The organism is Trichocoleus sp. FACHB-40 (genome assembly GCF_014695915.1).
GTDB lineage: Bacteria > Cyanobacteriota > Cyanobacteriia > Cyanobacteriales > FACHB-T130 > Funiculus > Funiculus sociatus.
The window spans coordinates 73,855-97,710 of record NZ_JACJPF010000031.1; the positions used below are offsets into that span (position 1 = coordinate 73,855).

At 45.8% G+C, this 23,856-nt stretch carries 20 protein-coding genes and 2 pseudogenes; 12 read left to right on the top strand and 10 right to left on the bottom strand.

Annotation, left to right across the window (positions count from 1 at the left end; genetic code table 11):
• Positions 1-13: 13 nt before the first annotated feature.
• Positions 14-1,121, bottom strand: a pseudogene (locus H6F63_RS30860) (hypothetical protein).
• A 183-nt stretch (positions 1,122-1,304) separates the two neighbouring features.
• Between H6F63_RS30860 and H6F63_RS03145 the strand changes: the two are divergent.
• Positions 1,305-2,462 (top strand): hypothetical protein, encoded by a 1,158-nt coding sequence (locus H6F63_RS03145; protein ID WP_190634799.1) that lies wholly within the window; start codon positions 1,305-1,307, stop codon positions 2,460-2,462.
• 306 nt (positions 2,463-2,768) lie between these two features.
• On the opposite strand, the pseudogene H6F63_RS03150 reads toward H6F63_RS03145, so the two are convergent.
• Positions 2,769-3,126, bottom strand: a pseudogene (locus H6F63_RS03150) (hypothetical protein); the annotation flags it as partial.
• Positions 3,127-3,237: 111 nt separating this feature from the next.
• Here H6F63_RS03150 and H6F63_RS03155 point away from each other — a divergent pair.
• A complete protein-coding gene (locus tag H6F63_RS03155) occupies positions 3,238-4,026 on the top strand; it encodes a sugar phosphate nucleotidyltransferase (RefSeq protein ID WP_190634801.1) in 789 nt (262 codons plus the stop codon).
• Positions 4,027-4,031: 5 nt separating this feature from the next.
• Here the strand turns inward: H6F63_RS03155 and H6F63_RS03160 are convergent, their stop codons facing one another.
• Complete coding sequence (locus H6F63_RS03160) at positions 4,032-4,682, bottom strand: DUF1361 domain-containing protein (RefSeq protein WP_190634803.1); 651 nt, start codon at positions 4,680-4,682, stop codon at positions 4,032-4,034.
• Between the two features lie 151 nt (positions 4,683-4,833).
• Positions 4,834-7,182 (bottom strand): MASE1 domain-containing protein, encoded by a 2,349-nt coding sequence (locus H6F63_RS03165; protein WP_190634805.1) that lies wholly within the window; start codon positions 7,180-7,182, stop codon positions 4,834-4,836.
• 196 nt (positions 7,183-7,378) lie between these two features.
• Between H6F63_RS03165 and H6F63_RS03170 the strand changes: the two genes are divergently transcribed.
• Positions 7,379-8,746: a TldD/PmbA family protein gene (locus H6F63_RS03170; RefSeq protein WP_190634891.1), complete on the top strand. Its 1,368-nt coding sequence runs from the start codon at positions 7,379-7,381 to the stop codon at positions 8,744-8,746.
• Positions 8,747-8,800: 54 nt separating this feature from the next.
• Here H6F63_RS03170 and H6F63_RS03175 read toward each other — a convergent pair whose 3' ends face one another.
• Positions 8,801-9,016: a hypothetical protein gene (locus tag H6F63_RS03175; RefSeq protein ID WP_190634807.1), complete on the bottom strand. Its 216-nt coding sequence runs from the start codon at positions 9,014-9,016 to the stop codon at positions 8,801-8,803.
• Positions 9,017-9,246: 230 nt separating this feature from the next.
• On the bottom strand, positions 9,247-9,402 hold the full coding sequence (locus H6F63_RS03180; protein WP_190417777.1) for a hypothetical protein: 156 nt from the start codon (positions 9,400-9,402) through the stop codon (positions 9,247-9,249).
• Between the two features lie 147 nt (positions 9,403-9,549).
• On the opposite strand from H6F63_RS03180, the gene H6F63_RS03185 reads away from it, so the two are divergent.
• From H6F63_RS03185 to H6F63_RS03200, 4 genes are all read left to right on the top strand, one after another.
• Complete coding sequence (locus tag H6F63_RS03185) at positions 9,550-10,338, top strand: SAM-dependent chlorinase/fluorinase (protein ID WP_190634810.1); 789 nt, start codon at positions 9,550-9,552, stop codon at positions 10,336-10,338.
• A gap of 33 nt (positions 10,339-10,371) precedes the next feature.
• Positions 10,372-11,025, top strand: a complete 654-nt coding sequence (locus H6F63_RS03190) for a DUF2301 domain-containing membrane protein (RefSeq protein WP_190634812.1) — start codon at positions 10,372-10,374, stop codon at positions 11,023-11,025.
• Positions 11,026-11,173: 148 nt separating this feature from the next.
• On the top strand, positions 11,174-12,289 hold the full coding sequence (gene dprA / locus H6F63_RS03195) for a DNA-processing protein DprA (protein ID WP_190634815.1): 1,116 nt from the start codon (positions 11,174-11,176) through the stop codon (positions 12,287-12,289).
• Between the two features lie 212 nt (positions 12,290-12,501).
• On the top strand, positions 12,502-13,677 hold the full coding sequence (locus tag H6F63_RS03200; RefSeq protein WP_190634816.1) for a GNAT family N-acetyltransferase: 1,176 nt from the start codon (positions 12,502-12,504) through the stop codon (positions 13,675-13,677).
• Between the two features lie 25 nt (positions 13,678-13,702).
• On the opposite strand, the gene H6F63_RS03205 is transcribed toward H6F63_RS03200, so the two are convergent.
• The 4 genes from H6F63_RS03205 to H6F63_RS03220 form a co-directional block, all read right to left on the bottom strand.
• Positions 13,703-14,815: a Gfo/Idh/MocA family oxidoreductase gene (locus H6F63_RS03205; RefSeq protein ID WP_190634818.1), complete on the bottom strand. Its 1,113-nt coding sequence runs from the start codon at positions 14,813-14,815 to the stop codon at positions 13,703-13,705.
• Complete coding sequence (gene gshB, locus H6F63_RS03210; RefSeq protein ID WP_190634821.1) at positions 14,812-15,789, bottom strand: glutathione synthase; 978 nt, start codon at positions 15,787-15,789, stop codon at positions 14,812-14,814. Before gshB ends, H6F63_RS03205 begins: the two co-directional genes overlap by 4 nt.
• Positions 15,790-15,898: 109 nt before the next feature.
• The gene (gene grxC, locus H6F63_RS03215) at positions 15,899-16,156 is read right to left on the bottom strand and encodes a glutaredoxin 3 (RefSeq protein WP_190420839.1); all 258 of its coding nucleotides are present in this window, start codon (positions 16,154-16,156) and stop codon (positions 15,899-15,901) included.
• 179 nt (positions 16,157-16,335) lie between these two features.
• Positions 16,336-17,391, bottom strand: a complete 1,056-nt coding sequence (locus H6F63_RS03220; RefSeq protein WP_190634824.1) for a hypothetical protein — start codon at positions 17,389-17,391, stop codon at positions 16,336-16,338.
• Between the two features lie 1,724 nt (positions 17,392-19,115).
• Between H6F63_RS03220 and H6F63_RS03225 the strand changes: the two genes are divergently transcribed.
• The 5 genes from H6F63_RS03225 to H6F63_RS03245 all read left to right on the top strand — a co-directional run bounded on the left by H6F63_RS03225 (position 19,116) and on the right by H6F63_RS03245 (position 23,849).
• On the top strand, positions 19,116-20,015 hold the full coding sequence (locus H6F63_RS03225) for an MBL fold metallo-hydrolase (RefSeq protein ID WP_190634826.1): 900 nt from the start codon (positions 19,116-19,118) through the stop codon (positions 20,013-20,015).
• Between the two features lie 72 nt (positions 20,016-20,087).
• Entirely contained in the window at positions 20,088-21,212 is a 1,125-nt protein-coding gene (locus H6F63_RS03230) for a bifunctional riboflavin kinase/FAD synthetase (RefSeq protein WP_190634828.1), read from the top strand.
• A gap of 298 nt (positions 21,213-21,510) precedes the next feature.
• Entirely contained in the window at positions 21,511-22,419 is a 909-nt protein-coding gene (locus H6F63_RS03235; protein WP_190460109.1) for a MoxR family ATPase, read from the top strand.
• An 8-nt stretch (positions 22,420-22,427) separates the two neighbouring features.
• Entirely contained in the window at positions 22,428-23,102 is a 675-nt protein-coding gene (locus tag H6F63_RS03240; protein WP_190634830.1) for a class I SAM-dependent methyltransferase, read from the top strand.
• A gap of 75 nt (positions 23,103-23,177) precedes the next feature.
• On the top strand, positions 23,178-23,849 hold the full coding sequence (locus H6F63_RS03245) for a diheme cytochrome c (protein WP_190634832.1): 672 nt from the start codon (positions 23,178-23,180) through the stop codon (positions 23,847-23,849).
• The last annotated feature ends 7 nt before the right edge of the window (positions 23,850-23,856 follow it).

The window sequence follows — 23,856 nt, forward strand, 5'->3', positions numbered from 1 at the left end:
TGCCTCAGTGGCTTTAAAACCGTAAAATTGCCGCCACCGGAGCTTCATCTGGCACTATTTCCGGTTCCACAGCATAAACTGTGCCACCATTCAAAAGCGTATGCACGGCAGCAAAATCCACCATATCCTCATCATCCGGCTGTGGTTCCGGATGTAAATCTACTGTCATTGTATCCGGGTTAAACTGTCCCCAATGCTGCTCGCCTACTGCCACAAACAAAGAATCAACCCGTTGAGAATAAGCAGATTAAATAATTTTCTTGATGTCGTGAGATACTTTACTCGTATCGTTTCCAGCTAGTTCCTTGTATTCCTCTACAGCTCGCTCAATTTTCTGATGAAATAGAGGTTCTACAATTTCCCAAGCTTGTGACTGCAATTCTTCAGGCTTGACATTTTCCTGATTTCCAGTAATCCTTTCCTCTACTAAATGTTGGTAATTATTAGCCTCTTTGTATGGAAATAGATACTCAACTCCTGCCAACACTAAAGGCGATTTCTTATTTTTCAGTAAAATGTGCAATGCGTTATCAACGATGTGGAAATATTGCAGGATGTCCTGCTTAATATCATCCCGATCAGGACTTCCTTGTCCATGAAAACTGCCCGCCTGCTGAGCAGCATTAGCGGTTCCACCTTTCGATGTGCTGATCCGGAACTGACCCTCCTTAGCCGTCTCGTCGTATTGGAGAGCTTCATCCATGCTCTTAGGCAAACCTTCTAACTCTACCTCCTTAACGGTGGAGCGAGTTGCCTCTAGCAGCTTAACCTGCTTTTGGCTAAGAGCCAGAATGTAGAATTTTCCATCATTCATTATTGATTAGATGCAGCAGCGGCTTCAAGTGGAAGCGATCGCTTACAACCACCAAGTCTTGAAACTCTTCCGGAAGATAGTAGTAGCGAAATACATCTGGCGACACAAAAATTGCCAGTCCGTGGTCTTGGTTTTCCCAAAAATCACCAGTATCAAGCTCATGCACTTGCTGGAACCATTCCATTGTCTGTTGATGGTCAAGACCCATTTCATCCAAACGTTGCTCTGCCTCACGAATGAGATTTTTGAAACGAATCGGGTTTTGTCTAATATCTGGCCCCGCCTTTTGCACCGGCATAGAACCCATTTGACATTCTTACAATTCTGGACAGTTCTGGATTAACGTCCTTACCCCCTTTGAATCTAGTTCTCATAGCGTATTGCAGCGACCTCTGAGCTTCTTTTCTACCATTCGGCAGGGGCTTCGGCTTGAAAAGTTTTTATAGTATGAGGGTTCCGTTGCACATCTTTTTAATCCTGTCTTAATAATATGAGCTTCCTTTCGATCGAAGAACTGAAAGAACTCGTCGAACAGCCGCAAGGACTGTGTGTATCAATTTACATGCCGACCGTGCAGCTTAGTTCAGAAACTCAGCAAAACTCTGTCCGCTTTAAAAATATACTTCGGCAGGCGGAAGCGGAGTTAAAAAAATATGAATTGCACCCGACTGATCCAAGCCAATTTCTTCAGCCTGCGAGTGAACTGGATGAAGATGAATTTTGGCAGCAACAGAACGCAGGTTTAGCATTGTTCATCTCAGAAGGGTTCTTCCGTTTCTATCGGGTACCGATCGACCTGATTGAACTGGTAGTCGTAAGCGATCGCTTTCATCTCAAGCCACTAATTCCGCTGTTGAGTGGAGATGACCGCTTCTATATTCTCACGCTCGGTCAACGTGATGTGCGCCTTGTCGAATGCAACCGCTACGGTATCACCCGTGAAGTCGAAATCGAAGGCTTGCCGAAGAGTATGGATGAAGCCTTGCAGTATGACGAAACGGCGAAAGATGAACAGCGACGTCAGGGCGCGGGCGCAGGTCGTTCAGCTTTGCAAGCAGGTGGTTCCTATCACGGACAGGGCGGCGAACGCGAAAACGTTAAGGAAGATTTGCTGCAATATTTCCTGTTAGTTGATAAAAGCTTGCACGACTTCTTCCGCAATCGCCGCTCGCCGCTTGTTCTAGCTGGCGTTAGCTATTTGCTGCCGATTTATCACGAGGCAAATACCTACAATTTCATTGTGGAAGAAGGAATTCAACACAACACAAAGGAGCGAACGGCAGAAGAACTTCATGCAGAAGCATGGGCAATCATAGAGCCACAGTTTAAAGCAGACCAGGAAAAAGCGATCGATTATTATCATGAGTCAATTGCGGCTGGCAAAGGATCAAATGATTTGAATGAAGTCATTCAAGGTGCATTTTATGGTCGCGTAGAACAGCTTTTTGTTCCAATTTGTGTACAAAGATGGGGACATTTTGACCCGGACTCAATGGAACTTGAGATACATAATGAGGCTCGTCCTGGTGATGAAGATTTGCTCAATGCAGCAGCGATTCAAACGATCTTTCACGGAGGAACGGTATATGCTGTTGAACCGGAAAAAGTACCGGACAATACCCCTGTTGCGGCAGTATTTCGCTACTAATTGGTAAGGAAAGCGAGGATGTGGAAGAATCTATTTAGGGGTAAAGGTAGCGAAGCTGCAACGAAGTAGACACGCGATGTCTAGAAGTTCTGCTACTAGCTCATCCTAGAAAAATTCTGTCTTTAAACAGCATCCAATTTTAGCTGCTGATGTATGTCTAACTGAAGCGTGCCATAGGGATTGGCACGCTCCCATATCAACGGAGTCAACGCCCGTAAGTCCTCTTGAAAGAGCCGCTTCATCAGCACTTCTTTGGTCGCGTTTTGTTCTATATTATTTTAACGATTATAGAACCCATTTGAGATATTAGGAAGGAGCTGAAAGCCGTTTGAGCATTAGCCTGACAAAGCAGAAATCGATTTTGGTTGTGACATGAGATAAGGTGCGCTTCTTCGTTCTTCACCAGACTCTTACAGCGCTCCATCCAAGCATTGGAACGTTCAATCACCCATCGTGCGATGGCTGGGACAAATCCAGATTTTCCTTGCACCTCCTTCTCTGGTTTCGAGGGTTTCGTCGAACGCTCAAACCTGATTTTTGTCATAATCTGATGATAAACCTGCTCTAACTTCTCAATCAAATAATCAAGGTGATAACCGTGGTCTAGCAGAATAGTGATCTTGGGAATATTGACCGGTTTCGATTTGAAATAGTCGATGTTGAGCAGTTCATTTCACGTCAAGACTAATACTTATTCATCTTTCTTTTGACAGAAAAGTTTCTCGTTTTCTCTTTCTCCTGGCTTACGCCATCTACCATGACCAACAGCAATCAAATGAAACAGTGGCAAGTAATTGGACTGCTACCAGCAGGAGGACAAGCAGCGCGAATTTCCCCTTTACCAGTTAGCAAAGAATTGTATCCAATTGGATTTCGCCGCGTGGAGGATAACAGCTTACGCCCCAAAGTCGTTTGCCATTACCTACTGGAAAAGATGCGGCTGGCAGGTATTACCAAGGCTTACACCGTGTTGCGTCCGGGTAAGTGGGATATTCCTGCCTACTTTGGCGATGGCACCATGCTAAACATGAACATGGGCTATTTAATTATCAGTTTGCCTTTCGGCGCGGCTTACACTTTGGATCAAGCCTATCCCTTTGTGCAAGATGCTGTTGTAGCAATGGGTTTTCCTGACATTCTTTTTCAGCCGGATGATGCTTTTGTGCGGTTACTCGCACGCCTTGAGGCTAGTAATGCGGATGTTGTCTTGGGATTATTTCCTACGGAAGAGCCGCAAAAAGCTGGTATGGTTGATTTTGATGCCGCCCGACGAGTATACAAGGTGATTGAAAAACCACCACAGAGTCAACTGCGATATATGTGGGGTATTGCAGTTTGGACACCAGCTTTTACACAGTTTATGCACGAGCATCTGGCTGCTATCCAGACACTTAGTAGTTTAGTACCACAGCTAGAGTTACCGATTGGGGATGTGATTCAGGCTGGAATTGACAATGGTTTGCGGGTAGAAGCAGAGGCGTTTCCAGAGGGGACATATTTGGATATTGGCACGCCACCGGATTTAGTTCGTGCAGTTCGCCTCTTTGCTGCTGAGGAAATTTAAGCCAGTTACTGATAACTGCTAACTTTCGACTCCTTTGGCGATCGCGATCGCAAAATTATCCCCAAACTCACTTGCTTCATCAGCCAGTACAACAAAGTCACCACCCCAAAGGTGATAAACATAACTAGCAGCGGCCATTTGCCTACTAAATCATCGACTACGCTTGTCAATAAGGCATCTGGTTGGGTAATCAAGTCCCAACTGTTGAAGCGGAGGAATCTTCCTAGAAAGATGCCAACGGCGCTTAGTCCGTGCAACGTCAATTCAACTGCAAGAATGTATTTACCTAAACCTTGCCGGTGTAAGTAGTAACCCAGGTTAATTATCGATAAAACGTAGGCTTCAAACCCAGCTAGGATAACTAGCAAATACTGGGGAATCAGAATCAGAGTAATCATCCACACCGAGTTGATAGCGCGAATATCCTGAATTAAGTGAATAATATCCGTCAATAGATAGGGAGCATTGGGCAAAAAAGCCACAAAAACGCACAATCCCGCCCACCAGATAAGCGATCGCTTTTGGTTACTGCGAAATAGCCAAACACTCAAAGCCAAAGGAATAAATGCCAAAAATAGATTCCAAGTCATCCAGCGGCTATTGAGGCGCAAAACACGCGCTATATTGACCATCCAATTAATTAGTTCAAATTTCATAGGCGCTTTTTCTCTCCTTGGCTAATCAATAATATTCCCACAGGCTCTTATCCTGGGGCTATACCAGCAAAGCTTGACGTGAGCAGGCTTAGTTTGTTCGCCTTTGACTTTAGTCGTCAGGCATTTTGCTTTTCCCACTATAGCTACTGTCTCAAAGTTGACCACGCTGCCGCAGAGGAATGCTTATCTCAAATGTTGTCCAACCAGACCCAGATAAACATTTCAGTTGTCCTTTGTGCTTTTCTACAATTATTTGATAGCAGATAGACAAACCTAATCCTGTGCCTTTACCAACTTCTTTTGTTGTAAAAAATGGGTCGAATATTTTGTTTATTGCCGCTTTTTCTATACCTATTCCATTATCTGATATTTTAATTTGCACCCGATTATTATCTAAAAGTTTGGTACTGATGTTCAAAACATAAGCTTCAAGCGTAAAAACTGAATTAGTGTAATTATCATTAATAAACATTTTTCCTTCGTCTTTCATTCTTTGCTCTAAAGCATCAATGGCATTATTAAGTATGTTCAAAAATACCTGATTTAGTTCTCCGGGATAACATTCAACTAGAGGCAATTGCCCATATTCTTTAATTACTTCAATGTCTGGATGCCCTGGACGACCTTTGAGACGACGCTGTAAAATCAACAACGTACTATCTATTCCTTCATGGATATTTACTGGCTTCATTTCCGATTCATCGAGTCGGGAGAAGTTGCGTAAAGAAATAACAATCTGACGGATGCGTTCGGCACCGTTGTGCATGGAGGACAAAACTTTCGGGAGATCGTCGATTATAAAGTCCAGCTCAACTGTCTCACTTACAGCTTGGATTGCTTTTTCTGGTGCGGGATAGTATTTTTGGTAGAGGTTTAAAACGTCAATCAGGTTTTGGGCATAGTTGCTGGTATGGATGATATTGCCGTAGATGAAGTTAATCGGGTTATTAATTTCGTGAGCGATACCGCCTACCAACTCTCCCAAACTTGACATTTTTTCGGATTGAATTAATTGCTGCTGGGTTTGTTGAACTAAAAATAGCGATCGCGCTAATTCTTCATTTTTTTGTTCTAACTCCAGCGTCCTCTCTGTCACTTTCTGATCGAGGTTGTGGGCAAGTTCGAGCAATTGTGCTTCAGATTCCAGCAGCGCTTTCTCAATCCTTTTTTGTTTGCTGATGTCTTGAATCGTACCGATTAGGCGAATTACTCTACCTGATGGTTCCTGAATAGTCTCACAACTTCCCTGGACAATGCGCTCTTGATTATCGGGTAGAATAATTCGGAAGTCAGTGCTGAAAGGCTGGTTATGAAAAGATGCCGCGTCTAGCAGCTCTTTGATCCTTTGTTGGTCGTCTGGGTGAACTGAATTTAAGAAGATTTCCACCGTAGGCTCAAAGGCTTTTGGGGAAAAACCCAAGATGCGATAATGTTCATCCGACCAGCGCAATTGTTGTCTAACCAGATCCAAATCCCAGCTGCCTAGATGGGCGATGCGTTGGGCATTGGCTAGGCTGTCCTCGCTCTGGCGCAGAGAAACCTCAGCTTGTTTGCGTTCTGTAACTGTTGCCCCCAGAAAGAGGGCAGTAATGGCTTCCACCCCCATGAAGGTTTGCAGAGCCAGGATCGCCTGGTTGATATTATCTGTCTGTCCAATGAAGGGGCCGCTGCCTTTGGAGGCTCCCCAGATGGCGATACTGGAGACGAACAGGGTTGCCAATACGGTGCCGCGTTGACCAAAACGGAAGGCAGCCCAAATGACTAAAGGTAAGGGTAGGTACTCAATCGGGTAGCGATCGCTCACGATTTTGGTGGACGATCCGAAGACTGCCCAGGATATACCCAACAACATCAAACACAATACTACTGCCTCAATGACTCGTCGGGGCTGTAAGGTTATCTGATGCCAGCGCGATCGCATTCGCCGTAGTTCGCCCCTAAACCAGGTCAATACTACAGGTGCGAGGATTAACACTCCCATCGCGTCTCCTACCCACCAAGTCCACCAAATCGCGGTAAACTTGCTCCAAGTCTCAAACCCGCTCCAGCAGAGGATGGTGACACCCAAAGTGGGGCCGATTATTGTGGACAAAAGTGCGGATAGCGCCACCAATGCTAAAACATCTCGCAGACTCTCAAGGGAGGGATGCAAGCCAAGGCGACGAAGCAGTGTAGCACCAGCGATCGCTTGCAAACTGGGGATAAATGCCATTCCCAAAGCCATATACCAAGGTTGTCCCCCCCCGAGCGAAATAAAGAAATCGCCCAGCGCCACTCCAGGCCATATACCTCGACCAAATAAAAAAAGTGCAGCTTGGCTAATCCCTGCCGGTGGAAACAGTGGTGCCGCAGCTGCCGATATGCTGGGAATAGAAAAAACTGTTTTTCCGGTAACAAAGTAGATAGCCGCGAGTACAGCGACGGTGGCTAAGTATCGCCACAACCGAGGTTGGGACATTTTGGATTTTGGATTTTGGATTGGTTTGCACCAAGCTATCATGCCTTTTACGTTACTCGTTCCCTCTGCGAGTGAAGCTTTCGATAGGATTCGCTCCCATCCCCTCGCTTTGAAGATTTATAACATCAGCGAAATAAGAATAACGTAGAAACTAAAGGAAACGAAACACAAGCAGCCTACTGTGATATTCGCCTAGAATCCCTATTAGGAATTAAAAAAATTAAAAATGACAACTTCAATGCAGGCTCAGTTGCAGGAGGCGATCGCACCTTACCGCGATCGCGTAGACTATCTAGAAATTCGCTTAGAGCAGAGTGAGTCAACCTCAATTTCCTTTCGCGGCCCTCAATTGGATGCTGTGGATCGCAATTTTACTCTCGCTGGTGGCATTCGCGCCTGTCACAAGGGCGGCTGGAGCTTTGTTACTTTCAATGGTTTAGCCCAGTTGAATGACCGGATAGCCGAGGCGGTTTCTCAAGCCCATCTGGTCGGTAAAGAAACTACTATGTTAGCCCCAGTTGCGCCAATTCAAGATTATGTGGCGGTTCAGTTAGGGCGCGATCCGCGTGGGGTGAGTCTGGAAGAAAAGCGCCGTAATTTGGCGAAATACAACCAATTGCTGCTGGATTTCGACCCGCGAATTCAGACAACGATGGTGAGTATGAGCGATCGCTTCGGCACTACCTATTTTGTCAATTCCCTCGGCACCTGCATCGCCCAAGAAAGGCTGGATGTTTCCGGCAGATTTGGCGCGATCGCCCGCGAAGAAGGTTCCGTTCCCCGCCAAGGTTTCGAGTCCGTCCACTCGCGCACGGACTATAACATTCTCGAAGGCATCGAAGACCGCGTACTAGGTGCCGCCAAACGTGCTGTCGGGCAGTTAGAAGCAAAATCCGTTAAAGGCGGACAATATACTGTTGTTCTCGACCCCTATCTCGCTGGAGTCTTCATTCACGAAGCCTTTGGGCATCTTTCCGAAGCTGATGGTATCTACGAAAATCCCAAAATGCAAGAATTACTTGCTCTTGGTAAACCTTTAGCTATTAAGCAGTTGAATGTAGTAGATGATGCTACCATGCCCGGTTTACCCGGTTCTCTCAAGTATGACGATGAAGGTGTTCCCGCTCAGCGCAAATATTTAATTAAAGACGGCATCCTCACCCAGCGCCTGCATAACCGCGAAACTGCTGGGAAGATGCAAGAAGCTCCCACAGGCAATGCAAGAGCGCTCAACGCCACTTATCCCCCAATTGTGCGGATGACTAACACTGGCATTGAAACGGGAGAACACTCCTTCCAAGACATGATTAAGGATATTGAGGAAGGTGTTTATGCAGTGCGGATGCTAGGCGGGCAAACTAACGGCGAGATGTTCACCTTTGCTGCTGCGGAAGGTTACATGATTCGCAATGGCAAGTTAGCTGAAAAAGTTAACGATGTCACTCTCACGGGTAATGTTTTCCAAACTCTCAAAGATATTGAGGCAATTGGTAACGACTCAATTTATGTTAGCGGCGGTTGTGGTAAAGGCGGACAAATGCCGCTTCCCGTAAGCGTCGGTGGCCCTCATCTACGAATCAAAAATGTAGTTGTGGGCGGACGCTAAGAAGGCAAAAGGCAAAAGGCAAAAGTAAAGAATCTTTCTTTTGCCTTTTTGGTTTTATATTGATGCGATCACCTGCTCAAATTCTTCCACAGATGCTACGGTAATCGCCCGTTTATGGAGGCTTTTTAACAACGCCAGATCATCTATTTCATTTATGCGATCGCTTAAACCTTGCGGCACCGTTTCAAACCGAGTTTCCAAAACTTCGAGGATATACTCGCGAGTAACTTGCACCATCGCGTCCTCTTCAAAAATGGTGAGGTACGGCATCTGATTTTCCTCCTAATAACGCCTCAATTCAGCTCTAAAGCTAAGCTCCAGTCTCGGCAATACCCGAAGTACGGAGAAAACGTCAAGTTGATAGACAACAAAGGGGGATGCCGTAATGCGGCATCCCCCTTCGAGTTTTTTAGCAAGGTATATGGGATGGGTTTCGTGACGGTTACACCCCACTACACCTCCCAAAATGGCAAATTATCACTGCGCTGATGCTATCGGTCTTAGTTGAAGTAGTTGGCTTCTGCTTCCAACTGACGAACCAAGGCTTCGTCACCTTTTGCTCTAGCGACTTCTAAACGATGCTGCAAGCTTTTTTGGATGTTCTCCCGATGAGCCGCCGCTGCATTTTTCCGGTTATCTTGACGTCTTCCGCTCATAATGGACATTCTTTTGGCTCGACTTGAGGTATCTCTTACATTTTTAATATAGCCTACACTAGAGTAAACGGTAGCCTTTGTTACCGAAAATTCACAAATATCTAGCTAGGGTTATAAGTTGGCTCCTACAAGCGCCAGCGATCGCAGATGCACAAAACCAAAATTCTCACCCTTCTCACTGATTTTGGGTTGAGTGATGTGTATGTGGGGGTGATGAAGGGTGTAATTGCCCGAGTCAACCCAACGCTGAATGTGGTGGATCTGACGCACGACATTCCACCTCAGAACATCGCCGCGGCAAGGTTTTGTCTGATGAGTGCTTACCCGTATTTCCCACCAGGGACAGTGCATATTGCTGTAGTCGATCCGGGAGTGGGGAGTAATCGCAGAGCGATCGCTATTCAATTCGGCGACAGCTTCCTGGTGGGGCCAGATAACGGGATATTTAGTGGCATTATCATCCCTAGCGACGTTACGGCTATCGAACTCACTAACCCCAGTTATTGGCGCACGAGAGAACCCAGCACCACCTTTCACGGGCGAGATATTTTTGCCCCAGCGGGCGCTCATCTTGCCAGCGGCATTCCCCTAGAACAACTGGGAACAGCAATTAATCCCGAAACTCTAGTGCAGTTGCCCATACCTGAATACAGCGTTACAGAGGCGGGTGTAGTGGGTCGCATTCAGTATAGCGATCGCTTCGGCAACTTAATTACCAATATTCCCGGTAATCTAGTGCAAGAAAAATCTTGGTTTGTTGAGGTAGATGGATATACCATCCTAGGTACAACAACTTACCATGACAGCCCCCCTGGAAATCTGGTTGCTTTAGTTGGCTCTCATGGTTGGGTAGAAATTGCTGTTAATTGTGGTAATGCTCAGCAGCAACTGCAACTAAACTGGGGAGATGTAGTAGAAGTTATCTTAAGTAAGTAGACATAATTAAACAGCAATAAAGGAAAGCAAAGTATGACTCAGAGTGATGCTCAGTTAGAACCAGTAGTTTATCAAGGGCAGTTTGGAGAGTTTACGTTAACCGGAAGCGATCGCACTGGTGTAATAATCTATCGCACCGGATTAATGGTAGCAGCTTTAAGCTTTGCCTTGGGTAGCTGGTTGGTATTGGGAACAAATACAGCCCAATTGTCCTTACTAACTCCGTTATATGCTTGTTTTTGTTTAGCACTGGGTGTCAGCTTAGTTACCATCCATATTTACCTAGAACCACTGCACCGACTATTACAAGCTTTTTGGGTAATTGGTGCGATATCGGCAGCGTTTTTGGCACTCCAAAGTAGCGAACCTCTGGCTTTAACTGTATACAATAACCCAGTTACACTTTTCGGGATTGGCTTTACCTTTGTATCGTTAACAGGGATTTATTTTAAAGAAGGTTTTTGCTTTCACCGATTAGAAACAAAAATTCTCACGCCTTTAGTTCCAGTTCTATTACTAGGTCATCTAGCTGGCGTTTTACCAGTTTCAGTAGAACAGAAATTATTAGGAGTTTGGGCAGTGCTATTTATCGTGTTTGCTTTGCGAAAAACTGTTCAAGAAATTCCTGATGATATTGGCGACAAGTCGGTTTTTGCTTACTTGAAACAACAGCGTTCAGCGACTTGATATTATTTCTCGTTCCCAGGCTGAGTTTGGGAACCAGGATATTTTGAAAAATAAGGCTACTGACGCGAATGTGCGAAAGTAGGTGGCAACTACTGGAGCCTTTATCTGATGAGTATGCTGGAATCTGAATGGCGACGAGGGTAGGTAATTGGTAGAAGAACGCGCCTTTTGGCTGGCATGGTCGCAAATTCCTAAAATTGGGCCAATTTTGCTTGGACGCTTGCAAAAGCATTTTGGCACACTCTCGGAAGCATGGCTTGCCAGTCCTGCTGCCTTGCGAGAGGTAGAGGGGTTTGGGCCTCAGACAATTGAAGTGGTGGTAGAGAAGCGATCGCGCCTCAATCCGCGACAATTATTAGAGCAACACTCGGCAAAAAATCCCTGTTTCTGGACACCAGCTGATGCAGATTATCCCCGCTTACTCCTAGAGACTCCTACCCCGCCGCCAGTGCTGTACTATCGCGGCAAAGTCCAACTTCTGGAAAATCAAGGCATTACGCCGATGGTTGGCATTGTCGGGACTCGCAAACCCTCCGAGTATGGCAAGCGTTGGACTCGCAAAATCAGCACAGTGCTGGCAAAAAATGGTTTCACAATTGTTTCTGGTATGGCAGATGGAATTGACACAGAAGCACATCGCGCCTGTATAGAAGCTGGAGGCCGAACCCTGGCAGTTTTAGGCACTGGCGTGAATGTAGTTTATCCCAGGAATAATAAATCTTTATACGAACAGATTTTGCATCACGGATTAGCCTTAAGCGAGTATCCGGCAGACACGCCACCAACACGGGAACATTTTCCCCCACGCAATCGAATTATTGCTGGTTTGAGTCGGGCAATTATGGTGATGGAAGCGCCTACAAGATCCGGTGCTTTGATTACTGCTGACTATGCTAATGAGTTTTGTAGGGATGTCTATGCTTTGCCTGCACGATTAGATGATCAGCAGTCAATGGGTTGTCTAAGATTGCTTAATAAGGGAGCTATGTCGTTTCTTGATGAAGCGCATTTGTTAGAAATGTTAGGAGCAATTCCACAACTCGATTCGGTGCAGCAATTAGAGTTATTTAATCAATCTCCCTTGCCAGATTTGGAACCAGAACTCAAACAAGTTTTGCAAGCTATTTCCCTTGAACCTGCACCGTTTGATTTAATTGTGCAGCAGGCTGGCTTAACGCCAGGATCTGTATCTAGTGCGCTATTGCAACTAGAATTACTTGGGTTAGTATCGCAATTGCCGGGAATGCGCTATCAAAGATGTTAGAAGCAATGCTTCTAGAAAAACTACCTCCTAATGGATGAACCAGTAGGGTGAATTGCTCTCACCCGCTTGGATGAGCTGGTTAAGGGAAGCGATCGCGCGATCGCTTCAGTAATTTATAAATACTGATTGCAGTTTTGTAAGGTAGGCAATGCCCACAAAATACAGTCTTATAGCTAATACTAAAAACGCAAATTACCAATTACCAAGTTTATATGACACATAATATTGAATTTGGCACCTTTTCTAACTCTGACGAAAGTCAACAGCTTTTGGCATTACTGTGCCAGTGCTTCAATGCTCCACCCAGCGACGATCAATATTATGCCAATCTTATCGGCTTAGAGAACTTTCGGGTAATCCGCAAAGATGGACGAGTAGCTGGAGGATTAGCCATCCTTCACATGGGACAATGGTTCGGTGGTTCTAGCGTACCGATAGCAGGAATCGCATCTGTTGGCATTGCTCCCGAACATCGAGGAACAGGCGTAGCGGCGGCGATGATGACAGAACTTGTCAAGCAGCTTTATGAAGCGGGTGTTCCTATATCAACACTCTACGCCTCTACGAGTGCGCTTTATCGGAAAGTTGGTTACGAACAGGCGGGGAACTATTGCCGTTTGTCGGTGCCAGTAGACAGTATCCTGCTAAAAGATCGCACTCTGCCCATTTTTCCAGTAGCAGCAACTCAGCACGAAGTTTTTCACGAATTATACCGCCAACGAGCGATCGCATCCAGTGGCAATCTAGATCGAAATCAGGCAATTTGGAAAGGCATAATCGAGTCCAAGGAAGAAACAATTCACGCCTATCTAATTGGTGCTGAAGATAAACCACAAGGTTACGTCATTTTTAGCCAAAAGTGGGGAGACAAAGGCTACAGCCTACTAATTAGAGACATGGTGGCAATAACACCAGCAGCAGCACGCCGTCTGTGGACTTTCTTCGCCGATCACCGCTCTTTAGCAGAGAATGTTATTTGGCGGGGTATGGCAATCGACCCTTTTTTAGGCTTACTTTCCGAGCAAACTTACAAAATTACTGCTTTAGAAAGATGGCTAGTGCGAGTAATTAATGTGCCAAAAGCCCTTTCATTACGTGGTTATCCGGCAGGTGTAGAAGCCGAATTGCATTTGGAAATTCAGGATAATATTCTACCCGATAATAATGGGAAGTTTATCTTAGCAGTTTCCGGAGGTCGAGGTGAAGTAACTAAAGGCGGGAGGGGAGAATTACGCTTAGATGTGCGTGGATTATCGCCTTTATTCACAGGTTTGTTTACACCTCATCAACTGCAAACAATTGGGCAAATTGAAGCAACTGCTGATGCAATCGCCGCAGCAACGCAAATATTTGCGGGTTCGGAACCTTGGATGTCCGATCATTTTTGATAATAAGCTAGGAGTAGCGTGGGAATTAGCTATTAGCCAGAAACTGATCAAAATCCGGTACATCCACCCAGCAACCTGTTTCATGGGATTGATGGGTTAAATCCATTAATAGCTGAGAATAAACCCCTTCTCGCAGCGATGGCGTGACTGCTTTTCCTGCGTCAATTCCTTTCACCCAATTATCTACAACTCTGATAAATGGGGCCAAACGCCCATCAGTGTAATTTTGGGGAAACAGGAAATGATTAGGAATTTCTATCTCAGCTAGAGATTTACCCGCGCCTGCACCCCAGAGGCGAAAACCATGAACGTAATCTTTTTGATTGTCGCTGCCCAAGACTAACGTCCCGCGATCGCCATATACTTCTATCCAGTGGGTTCGGCTTGCATAAACTACGGAACTGATACAAACTTGGCACGGCGTACCATCCGCCAAAAGTAGCATCAACGTACAAGTATCATCAGCATCCACAGCCTTCATTTCCCCCGTCTCTGGAACTGGACGAAAAGGAATCCCCGTAATCAACTGGGCGCATAGTCGCTGCACGGGTGCAAACAACCAACTAATATAATCAAAAGCGTGAGAACCGACTGCTCCCAAAGCACCGCCGCCTTGGTCTTTCCGAGCATACCAGTTCCAAGGGCGCGAGGCATCAGCGCGACTCGACACCAACCAATCTATTTTAATCAGGCGCTTTTCTCCTACATACCCTTCTGCCAATAACTCAGCAAATTTTTGCCATGCGGGGACAAAGCGAAATTCAAAATCCATTGTAGCGATCGCGCCAACATTGATCGCCATATTGTGCAATTCTCGCGCCTGGGATGCTGATAAAGCTGTCGGTTTTTCTAATAATAAATGCTTCCCAGCTTGCAAGACAGTCTTTGCCATTTCGTAGTGCAAAAATGGCGGCGTTGAGATACTGACAGCATCAACATCCGATAGGGTGACGATTTGTTCTAGGTTATCGCCAGCGTGAGGAATATTGTGGGCAGAAGCGATCGCTTTTGCTTTCTCCAGATCCCGGTGATAAACTGCCACTACCTGAGTGCGCGGATGTGCCTGAAATCCGGGAATGTGGATTTTCTGACCAAATCCCGTGCCTACAACGGCTACGTTAACATTGCTGAGTGTCATGCTAAATTTGCGGATTTAAACTTTTCCACCCATTCAACCACTTGATGACCTAAACGAGTGCCGTTTAGTCGGTCGGCTTCCCGGATACCAGTGGGGCTGGTAACGTTAACTTCAGTAAGGTAGCCGCCAATTACATCAATACCAACAAAAATTAAGCCATCCCGTTGTAATGTAGGCGCTAGTTGCGTGCAAATTTCCCGCTCTCGTTCGGTAATTTCCGTCTCCGCTACTCTACCACCGACTGCCATATTACCCCGAAATTCTTTACCTGTGGGAATGCGATTTAACGCCCCAATTGGTTCGCCATTGAGTAAGATAATTCGCTTATCTCCATCTTTAGCGGCAGGTAAATAGGTTTGTACCATGACTGGAACTCGTCCCTGAAGGGTACTCAGTTCAATTAAGGAATTAAAATTGCGATCGCTCCCATCCAAAAATAATATCCCTTCTCCCGCTTTCCCACCCAGGGGCTTTAATACAGCTGTCCCTTTTGCTTCCAGAAATTCGCGAATTACCCCTTTATCGGCACTGACAATCGTTTCTGGAATTGCCTCTGTAAACTGGAGTGCATACATCTTTTCATTTGCCTCTCTCAGCCCTTTGGGGGCATTGATAACCAACGTTTTAGCAGGATCGATATAGTCCAGAATGTACGTCGCGTAGAGGTAAGGAACCGTCACTGGCGGGTCGGTTCGCATGAAAACCGCATCCATTGACTCAAGGGGCGAGAGGGTGCGATCGCCCACAGCAAACCACGCCGACTCTGCCACCCACAGCCCGTTCACCAGCTGCACTGGTTTCAGTTGCACCGGCTCCAGCAACGCCCAGGCCTTGCCATCCACCACACTCAATAAATTAGCCTGAGTTATCCAAACCTCGTGACCAAGTGCTTGCGCGGCTTCCATCAGCGCCACGCTGCTATCGTGACCAGGATCTAGCCGTTGGATGGGGTCAATGATAAATGCAAATTTCATTTTAGATATCAGCTAGCGGCTTTTTGCTCATTGTCGATTGTCCGTAGACGTGTGAAGAGGCAAGAAAGTTGGAACGTTTCAACTTCCCCACTCTTCACACAATGACTTCTTATTGCAGGAGTTGATCAAGTTTACCTTGAGCCTCTAGGTCATAGGTATCATCGCACCCACCGATGTGCTGATTGTTGATGAAAATCTGAGGTACTGAACGCCGCCCATTAGCTCGTTTTGCCATTTGCGATCGCGCTGCCTCGTCCCCATCGATACAATACTCTGTATACTCAACGCCCTTTTCATCGAGCAAAGCCTTGGCGCGGATGCAGAATGGGCATCTGCTCCAGGTATAAATTTCCACGTTAGCAGCCATCTTGTCCTTAAATATTCATTAATATTTGTTAATCCTAGTCTACCCAAGTACATTAACTTTTCCCTGTTAAAGCTAAATCCCTTAAAAAAACGCCTCTCACTTCCTTGAGAAGTGAGAGGCGTTTTAAGTAATACGTATCTCTACAGGAGAAAAAACTGTCCTTTAAATAGCCTTTGAGACTACTTTTTGATGCTTTTGCGACTTTTGCCGAAACCCCAGGTTACTAAACCTGTCAGTAAGATGGCACTCATTGTGTTGGGTTCAGGAACTTCTTTGGTTCCGCCTGTGTTACCACCTGTGTTACCACCTGTGTTACCACCTGTGTTACCACCTGTGTTACCACCGTTACTGTAGTCAACTCCGCTACCGCCATTGCTATAGTCAACGCCAGTAGTACCGCCTGAAGTTGGTACGGGAGTTGGTACGGGAGTTGGAACTGGAGTTGGAACTGGAGTTGGAACTGGAGTTGGAACTGGAGTTGGTACGGGAGTTGGAACTGGAGTTGGTACGGGAGTTGGTACGGGAGTTGGTACGGGAGTTGGTACGGGAGTTGGTACGGGAGTTGGTACGGGAGTTGGAACTGGAGTTGGTACGGGAGTTGGAACTGGAGTTGGTACGGGAGTTGGTTTGGGAGTGAAAGCGACCGGATTATTCACAAAGGCTTCACTTCCCTCATTACCAAAGGCTTGGACGTGGAAACCCAGGCGCAGCGCACCGCTTGTCAAATCGCTAAAGACATTGCTTAACGTTTTGCCTGGATCTAAATTAAACAGGATACTAACCCATTCTCCAGGATTCACACCCATCTGTGACGTTGGCTGGTTAGCATCCACTACGAAATCTTCTGAAAACTTGACAGTATTCCCGCCCGGCAGATTACCTTTGTTCGCCTCAGAAAACGACACTCCGCTCCCGCTATCGGTAATTGAGATTATGTTCTTCAAAACGCTGGAGTCATCCCAGTAAAGTTGGGTGATCGAAGATAGTTGCGTTCCGATGTTGCTGAACTTAAACAAAACCTGAGTAGCGGAAAGAGTCTCTCCACCGCTAGCGTCGGTAACATCTACAAACAACTGGGATTCCCCAGTTGCCTCGTTCATGGCGTTATTGTGAGTAATGTTGCTAAATCCAAACTGAATGGCTTGCGCTTGTGTGGCGGTTAAGGCAGAAGATACAACAGCAACACCAGCAGCCAGCAAGGAATGTCCAATTAATGTCGAAAATAACCGTGTCATTGTAATTAAAACCTGAGTCTGTTTGAGCGTGTATTGAAGTTGCGCTAGGGGAAGCTTGATATTTCACTTCCATGCTGGGTTGTAGATAGCAGGAAGGTTAACCCTGATTTTAATAATTGGAACTTGTAGCTTAGCTTTATTTTAATCAAAGCTAATGTTTACCTAGCTGCTTCAATTTCTACTATATCCACTGTTTCGTTGAGTGTCTATTACTAAAAGGCAATCTTTTCTGTATCTTCATTTACTCTAAAGTTTTGATTAAAATACTGTGTAATTTACTGATACATCTTCATAAATATATCTGATATTTATCGGCTATAGCCTGACTTGCACTTATAGACGAACCACCAAAAGTCTTGCAAGAAAAGGGTTCTGAGCTAAGCAGAAACTTTTAATAGAGATTATTTATAATTAATTGTTGTAAGTATTACTTATTAACTATAAATTCAATATCAGCATAAATACGTAAACGAAACCAGGAACAGGGTCTGGCTTAGGCAATTTTAAGTATATTCCGATTATGAGTAGCCTTAAATATAAATTAGACAGTTAAAAAACACAAAAAGTTCTCAAGCAATCCTTGCAAGAGTTGTGGAATATTTTTTTCATTTTTCAGGCAGGTGTTTCTCCAGCAACAGGCTATAATAGCCAATCCTACGGTTGACAACCTATTTAGTAAGCTGGCGTGTATTCGATATTCTTGAATTTGTCAATAAGGAAATCGTTAGCCAATAAGTAACCGAAGCCCATATTTATTCGGGTATTTACCGAAAAACATGGTAGTAAATGAGGTTGCTAAAATTTGACGCAGTATTTCCCCGCAGAGGCTAGACTGGTTAGAAATCAACACTTAGCAGAAAACTACTGATGAGCGATCGCGCTTGAGCAGTATATATTTACAAAAGCGAGTTCATTGTGCCTTCTGGGAGGTTAAAGAGCGATCGCTTGGCTCTTTGAGTAAACATCTGGGAAATTACCTAAATTTTTAGGGGTAAGGCATCGAAGAGATCGGGAAAAGGGGTATTGGTGAAGAGGAAGACGAAACAGTTGCATTCTTGGGTTCCACAACGCGGAGCAACGACTAAAATGGCGATGTAATCGCCTCCGCTCCTCCTCCTCAGTCCCTTTCATTGTCAAACAGTGTCACTCAAATAAGCGATAGACTATAGCCTAGACTCGATAATATCCTTGTAAAGGCTCCATATAGGCTACTGCCGATGTTAATGTTGAAATACAGGTGTGCAGAGCGAGTCCAAACACAAAGCAGATTTTATGCTCTAGCGGGTTATATAAGTTTTGAGAGTGAGCCAAATCACAAGTTTATATTGCACTAAATGGCAGACGTTTTGGCGACTAAACTGCTAAGCTTTTTAAATTAATACCAAGAGCTAGAGTCCTCATTCGGACGTGCGTCCCACAAGAGGCAGTAGCGTCAAAAAAAGTTTCCTCAAGAAACGCTTGGTCTATCGGCACCTGCAATCATGCCAGTGAGCAGTTGTGATTCATACTCAAATTTAAGCATAGGGTCGTCTACCAAAGCACTTTTTAGTATGTCAGTAAAAGTTATACCATTTGGTATAGCTTTGCAACCACGGTTCGACCTAGGGCTTGGGCTAAACAGAGCAGCGCATTTCCACGTGATCGCTCACCTGGATGGCACAAATTATATGCAGAACCGAAAACCTTACTGATGGATCGCAATCGGAACCCTACAGGGAACACCCATGTCTAGCATACAAAACCTATTCACAATTCACTTTTGGGGCGTTAGAGGAAGTATTGCCTGTCCGGGGCCGGAGACAGTCCGGTATGGCGGCAATACACCTTGTGTGGAGATGCGCGTGGGTGGTGAACGCCTGATTTTTGATGGCGGCACTGGTCTACGAGTTTTGGGGCAATCGCTCCTGTCCCAAATGCCAGTGGAAGCTTATATGTTTTTCACTCACTCCCATTGGGATCACATTCAGGGGTTTCCCTTCTTCGTCCCTGCTTTTATCAAAGGGAATCGCTTCCACATTCACGGAATGATTGCTCCCAATGGCTCGACGCTGGAGCAGCGCCTGAGCGACCAAATGCACCACCCAAATTTTCCCGTACCTTTGCAGATCATGGGAGCAGATTTAAAATTCTACGATCTGCCAGTAGGTCAAAAGGTGGAGATTGGTGAAATTACGGTTGAAAATGCGCTCCTGAACCATCCAGGGGAAGCTGTGGGTTATCGCGTTAACTGGCGGGGCTGTGCGGCTGCCTATGTTACGGATACAGAACATTTGTCAGACGGTCTAGATGAAAAAGTTTTGTGGCTGGCGCGGAATGCAGATGTCCTGATTTATGATGCCACCTACACCGATGAGGAATATTCCTCGCCAAAATCCTCTAAAGTCGGCTGGGGACATTCCACATGGCAGGAAGCGGTGAAAGTGGCGCGGGCAGCTAATGTGAAAAAATTGGTGATTTTCCATCACGATCCCCTGCACAATGATGATTTTCTCGATCGCACTGGCGAGTTAGTAGCTCAACAGTTTCCCGATGCGATTATGGCTAGAGAAGGGCTGTCAATTCAGGTAGCGCCCCCGACTGTGCAGAATGCGATCGCTCAAAAAGAGGCAGGTGTCTCAGCCTGAGACAATTCATGGTCAATAGCCAATTTCTAATTGACTACTGACTAATTACAAAATTATGTAAAAATGTAAAGCGTGTGGGTTACTTCTTCTCCTAACACTGCTATAACACCAACCGCTGTTGCTCTGGGAAACTTTGACGGAGTTCATCGCGGGCATCAACAGGTAGTCAGACCAATTTTAGAGGTTTCTGGCGCTCCTGCTGCCCTGACGCTTCCTCAATCGGCCCTAAATCGGCGGGAGCAACACCATTGGCTGAGCCTGGGGGAGAATACTCATCAGTCCTCAGAAACGGGGATGCAAACAGATGAACATCTAATCTCAACGGTAGTGACGTTCAATCCGCATCCCAGAGAGTTTTTTACTGGTCAACGCCGAGGGTTGCTGACACCCCCGCCGGAAAAGGTGCGACAACTCAAGAAAATGGGTGTAGAACAGTTAGTGCTGTTGCCGTTTGACCGGCAATTAGCTTCTTTGAGTCCAGAAGATTTTGTAGAAAAGATTTTGGTGCAGCAGCTCAAAGCCCGTCGCATCAGCGTAGGAGAGGATTTTCGTTTTGGGTGTAAGAGAGCGGGAACAGCAGCAGATTTAAAAGCGATCGCAGCCTCCTATGGCATCCCAGTCACCCTCGTACCCTTGCAAACTTGTGAAGGAGAACGTATCAGCAGTTCCATCATTCGTCAAGCTCTAGAGTCAGGAGATTTAGAGCAAGCAAACCGCCTGTTAGGGCGATCCTACACCCTCACAGGATTAGTAGTAAAAGGGCAGCAACTCGGCAGAACTATCGGATTTCCCACCGCCAACCTGCAATTGCCTCCAGAAAAGTTTTTGCCCCGTTTTGGCGTGTATTGTGTCAGAGTCTATAACCAAGTCGAGAGCCTTTCGCAAGTCACACAGCCACAGCCAAAAGCCAATATAGAAACCCAAGCAACTAGCCTCACCACAGCAAAAGATGCTTCTGTCTGGCCTATAGAAGCCATTGGTGTGATGAATATAGGCTGTCGCCCCACTGTAGAAGGAACTTCTCCCACGGTAGAAGTTCACCTGTTAGATTGGTCTGGAGATTTGTATGGAAAGACCCTAACAGTGAGCTTAGAAAAGTTTTTGCGTTCAGAACAAAAATTTACTTCTCTAAAAGCCCTCAAAGCCCAAATTTATGCAGACTGTGAAGCTGCAAGAGCTTTTTTGAGTAGTCATTAGTTATTATCAGCCGGAAAAAGCGATCGCATCTTGCAGCAGTCACGATGAGTAACACAATTTTGTCCTAAAACAAAGCCACGAACTAAAGTTTGGGCTAAAAGCTAAAGTCAGTTTTAACTGGCTGAAATACAGATTTTATTAAAGAAAAGTTTCAACTCCTTAAAATCGGTTTAAACTTTCTAGTGTGAAATTTGTTTCAAAGCTTGTGGTAATAGGTGCAATTCAGGTAAGTAAAGAAAACAACTGACAACAGACCATAAATTAATGACAATGGAATAATAATTAATGATTAAAGACTATGAGACAACGTATTGAGCAGCTTAACCAAAACTTAAGTCGTACTATTGTAGGGAAAGCAGATGCCATTCGCTTAGTGCTGGTAGCGGTACTTTCCGGCGGTCATGCTTTGCTCGAAGATGTCCCCGGTGTTGGCAAAACTTTACTGGCAAAATCTCTGGCACGCTCGATCGACGGCAAATTTCAGCGAATTCAATGCACCCCTGACCTTTTGCCTACAGATATTACCGGAACGAATATCTGGAATCCCGCTTCAAGAGAGTTTGAATTTTTGCCGGGGCCAGTGTTTGCTAATGTGCTGCTGGCAGACGAAATTAACCGCGCTACACCCCGCACCCAGTCTGCTTTGCTAGAAGTGATGGAGGAACGACAAGTTACCGTAGATGGGGTTTCTCGCACTGTACCTAGTCCGTTTTTTGTCATCGCCACTCAAAACCCAATTGAGTATCAAGGTACGTTTCCCTTACCAGAAGCTCAAATGGATCGCTTTACTCTTTCCTTAACCTTAGGCTATCCCACAGAACAAGAAGAACTCCAGATGCTGCAACGCCTCGCTGAAGGCGTGACAGTAGAAGATTTGCAACCGTGTATTTCTCTAGAAGATGTGCAGGAGTTACGGCGTTTATGTCAGGGCGTGAAGGTGGAGATATCTTTGCAACAGTACATCCTTGACTTGGTGCGGGCAACCAGGGCAGATGAAGAAATTACTCTGGGTGTAAGTCCTCGCGGTACAGTTGCCTTACAGCGAGGCGCTCAGGCACTAGCTTTTCTGGAAGGGCGGGATTATGCTATTCCCGATGATGTAAAATTTTTGGCACCTCACGTTCTTTCCCACCGTCTCATACCATCTGGCGGTCGCCGTGCTAAGACAATTGTGGAGCGGCTGCTGCGCTCAGTTCCCATTCCGTAAGCCAGAAAATGAATATTGAGCAAGCTTTTAATGCTGCCGCAGCAGATTATGATAAGCTACGTCGCACCCTGATTCCATGTTTTGATGACTTTTATGGAACGGCGGTTCAGGTCATACAAATTGAGCGTACAGTACCCCTGAAGGTTCTTGATTTGGGTGCGGGGACTGGACTTTTTTCAGGTATGGTTCAGGCAGCGTTTCCTCTAGCAGAATTTACCCTGATTGACTTAGCCGGTGAGATGTTAGAAATAGCTAAGTCTCGATTTAGCAGCATGGGTAAGTCTCCCAGAATCGTAATTGACGATTATGTTAAGGCTGATTTGGGAGGGCCATATGATGTAGTTATCTCTGCCTTATCGATACACCATCTATGCGATTCTGACAAAGAACGTCTTTTTCGGCGAATTTACGATGCCTTGAGTCCAGGGGGGATGTTCGTCAACGCGGATCAGGTACTAGGCACAACTCCTGAATTAGAGAAACTTTATCGACTACAGTGGGTTGACAAAGTTGGCGCTATGGTTATCTCAGACGAGGAACTAAATGCTGCCAAAAAACGTATGGAATATGATCGCATGGCACCTCTGGAGGATCAACTTGGTTGGTTAGAAGCGGCTGGTTTTGTAGACATAGATTGTTGGTACAAGAATTTTAGTTTTGCGGTGTTTGGCGGGCGCAAATGAAGCGATTCTGGAAGGCGCTCCCCTTGTAGACGGGCTTTTGACTGCTAATGCTGCTTTGGAATGGGTTTTGTGAGGATGGGACGAAAAGTTAGATCGACACAACGGCAACCACTAAGGAAAGAAGTAGCGAAAGGCGGTAAACGCAAGCGATCGCTATTTACTTTATTCTTGCTACTTTTAGTCTGGAGTCTGATCTTGGGCTGGGGGCTGGCACAAGCAAGGGATGTCGGCAGTCAGTCGTCACTGAAGAGCGAACAGAGGTCAATGAAAGTTGAAACGTTGGTAGGTTCTAATAACTTGGCAGCTTTCCAATCGGATATCTCTCAAGCGCCAACAAACAACGGACAAGCGACAACTGACCCGGTTTCCGGTCGCCTCCAGCTAGGGCAACAACTTTACCTGGACAACTGTGCCACCTGCCACCTTGCTCTACCTCCAGGGGTTCTTCCTAGCGAAACCTGGCAAAATCTGCTGCAAGAGACGCAGCAGCATTACGGAACCAAGCTACCGCGCATCATCACTCCCACACTTTTACTCATGTGGGACTACCTGCGTACTTATTCTCGCCCACAGTTAGAAAAAGAAGCAGTGCCGTATCGGGTAACAGAATCTCGCTACTTAAAAGCACTCCATCCTCGCGTCAACTTGCCCCAACCAACTACACTCTCCAGCTGCGTTACCTGTCATCCCGGTGCCGAGAAATATAACTTCCGTAGTCTGACCGCTGAATGGGAAACTTCACCCTAACTTGGGT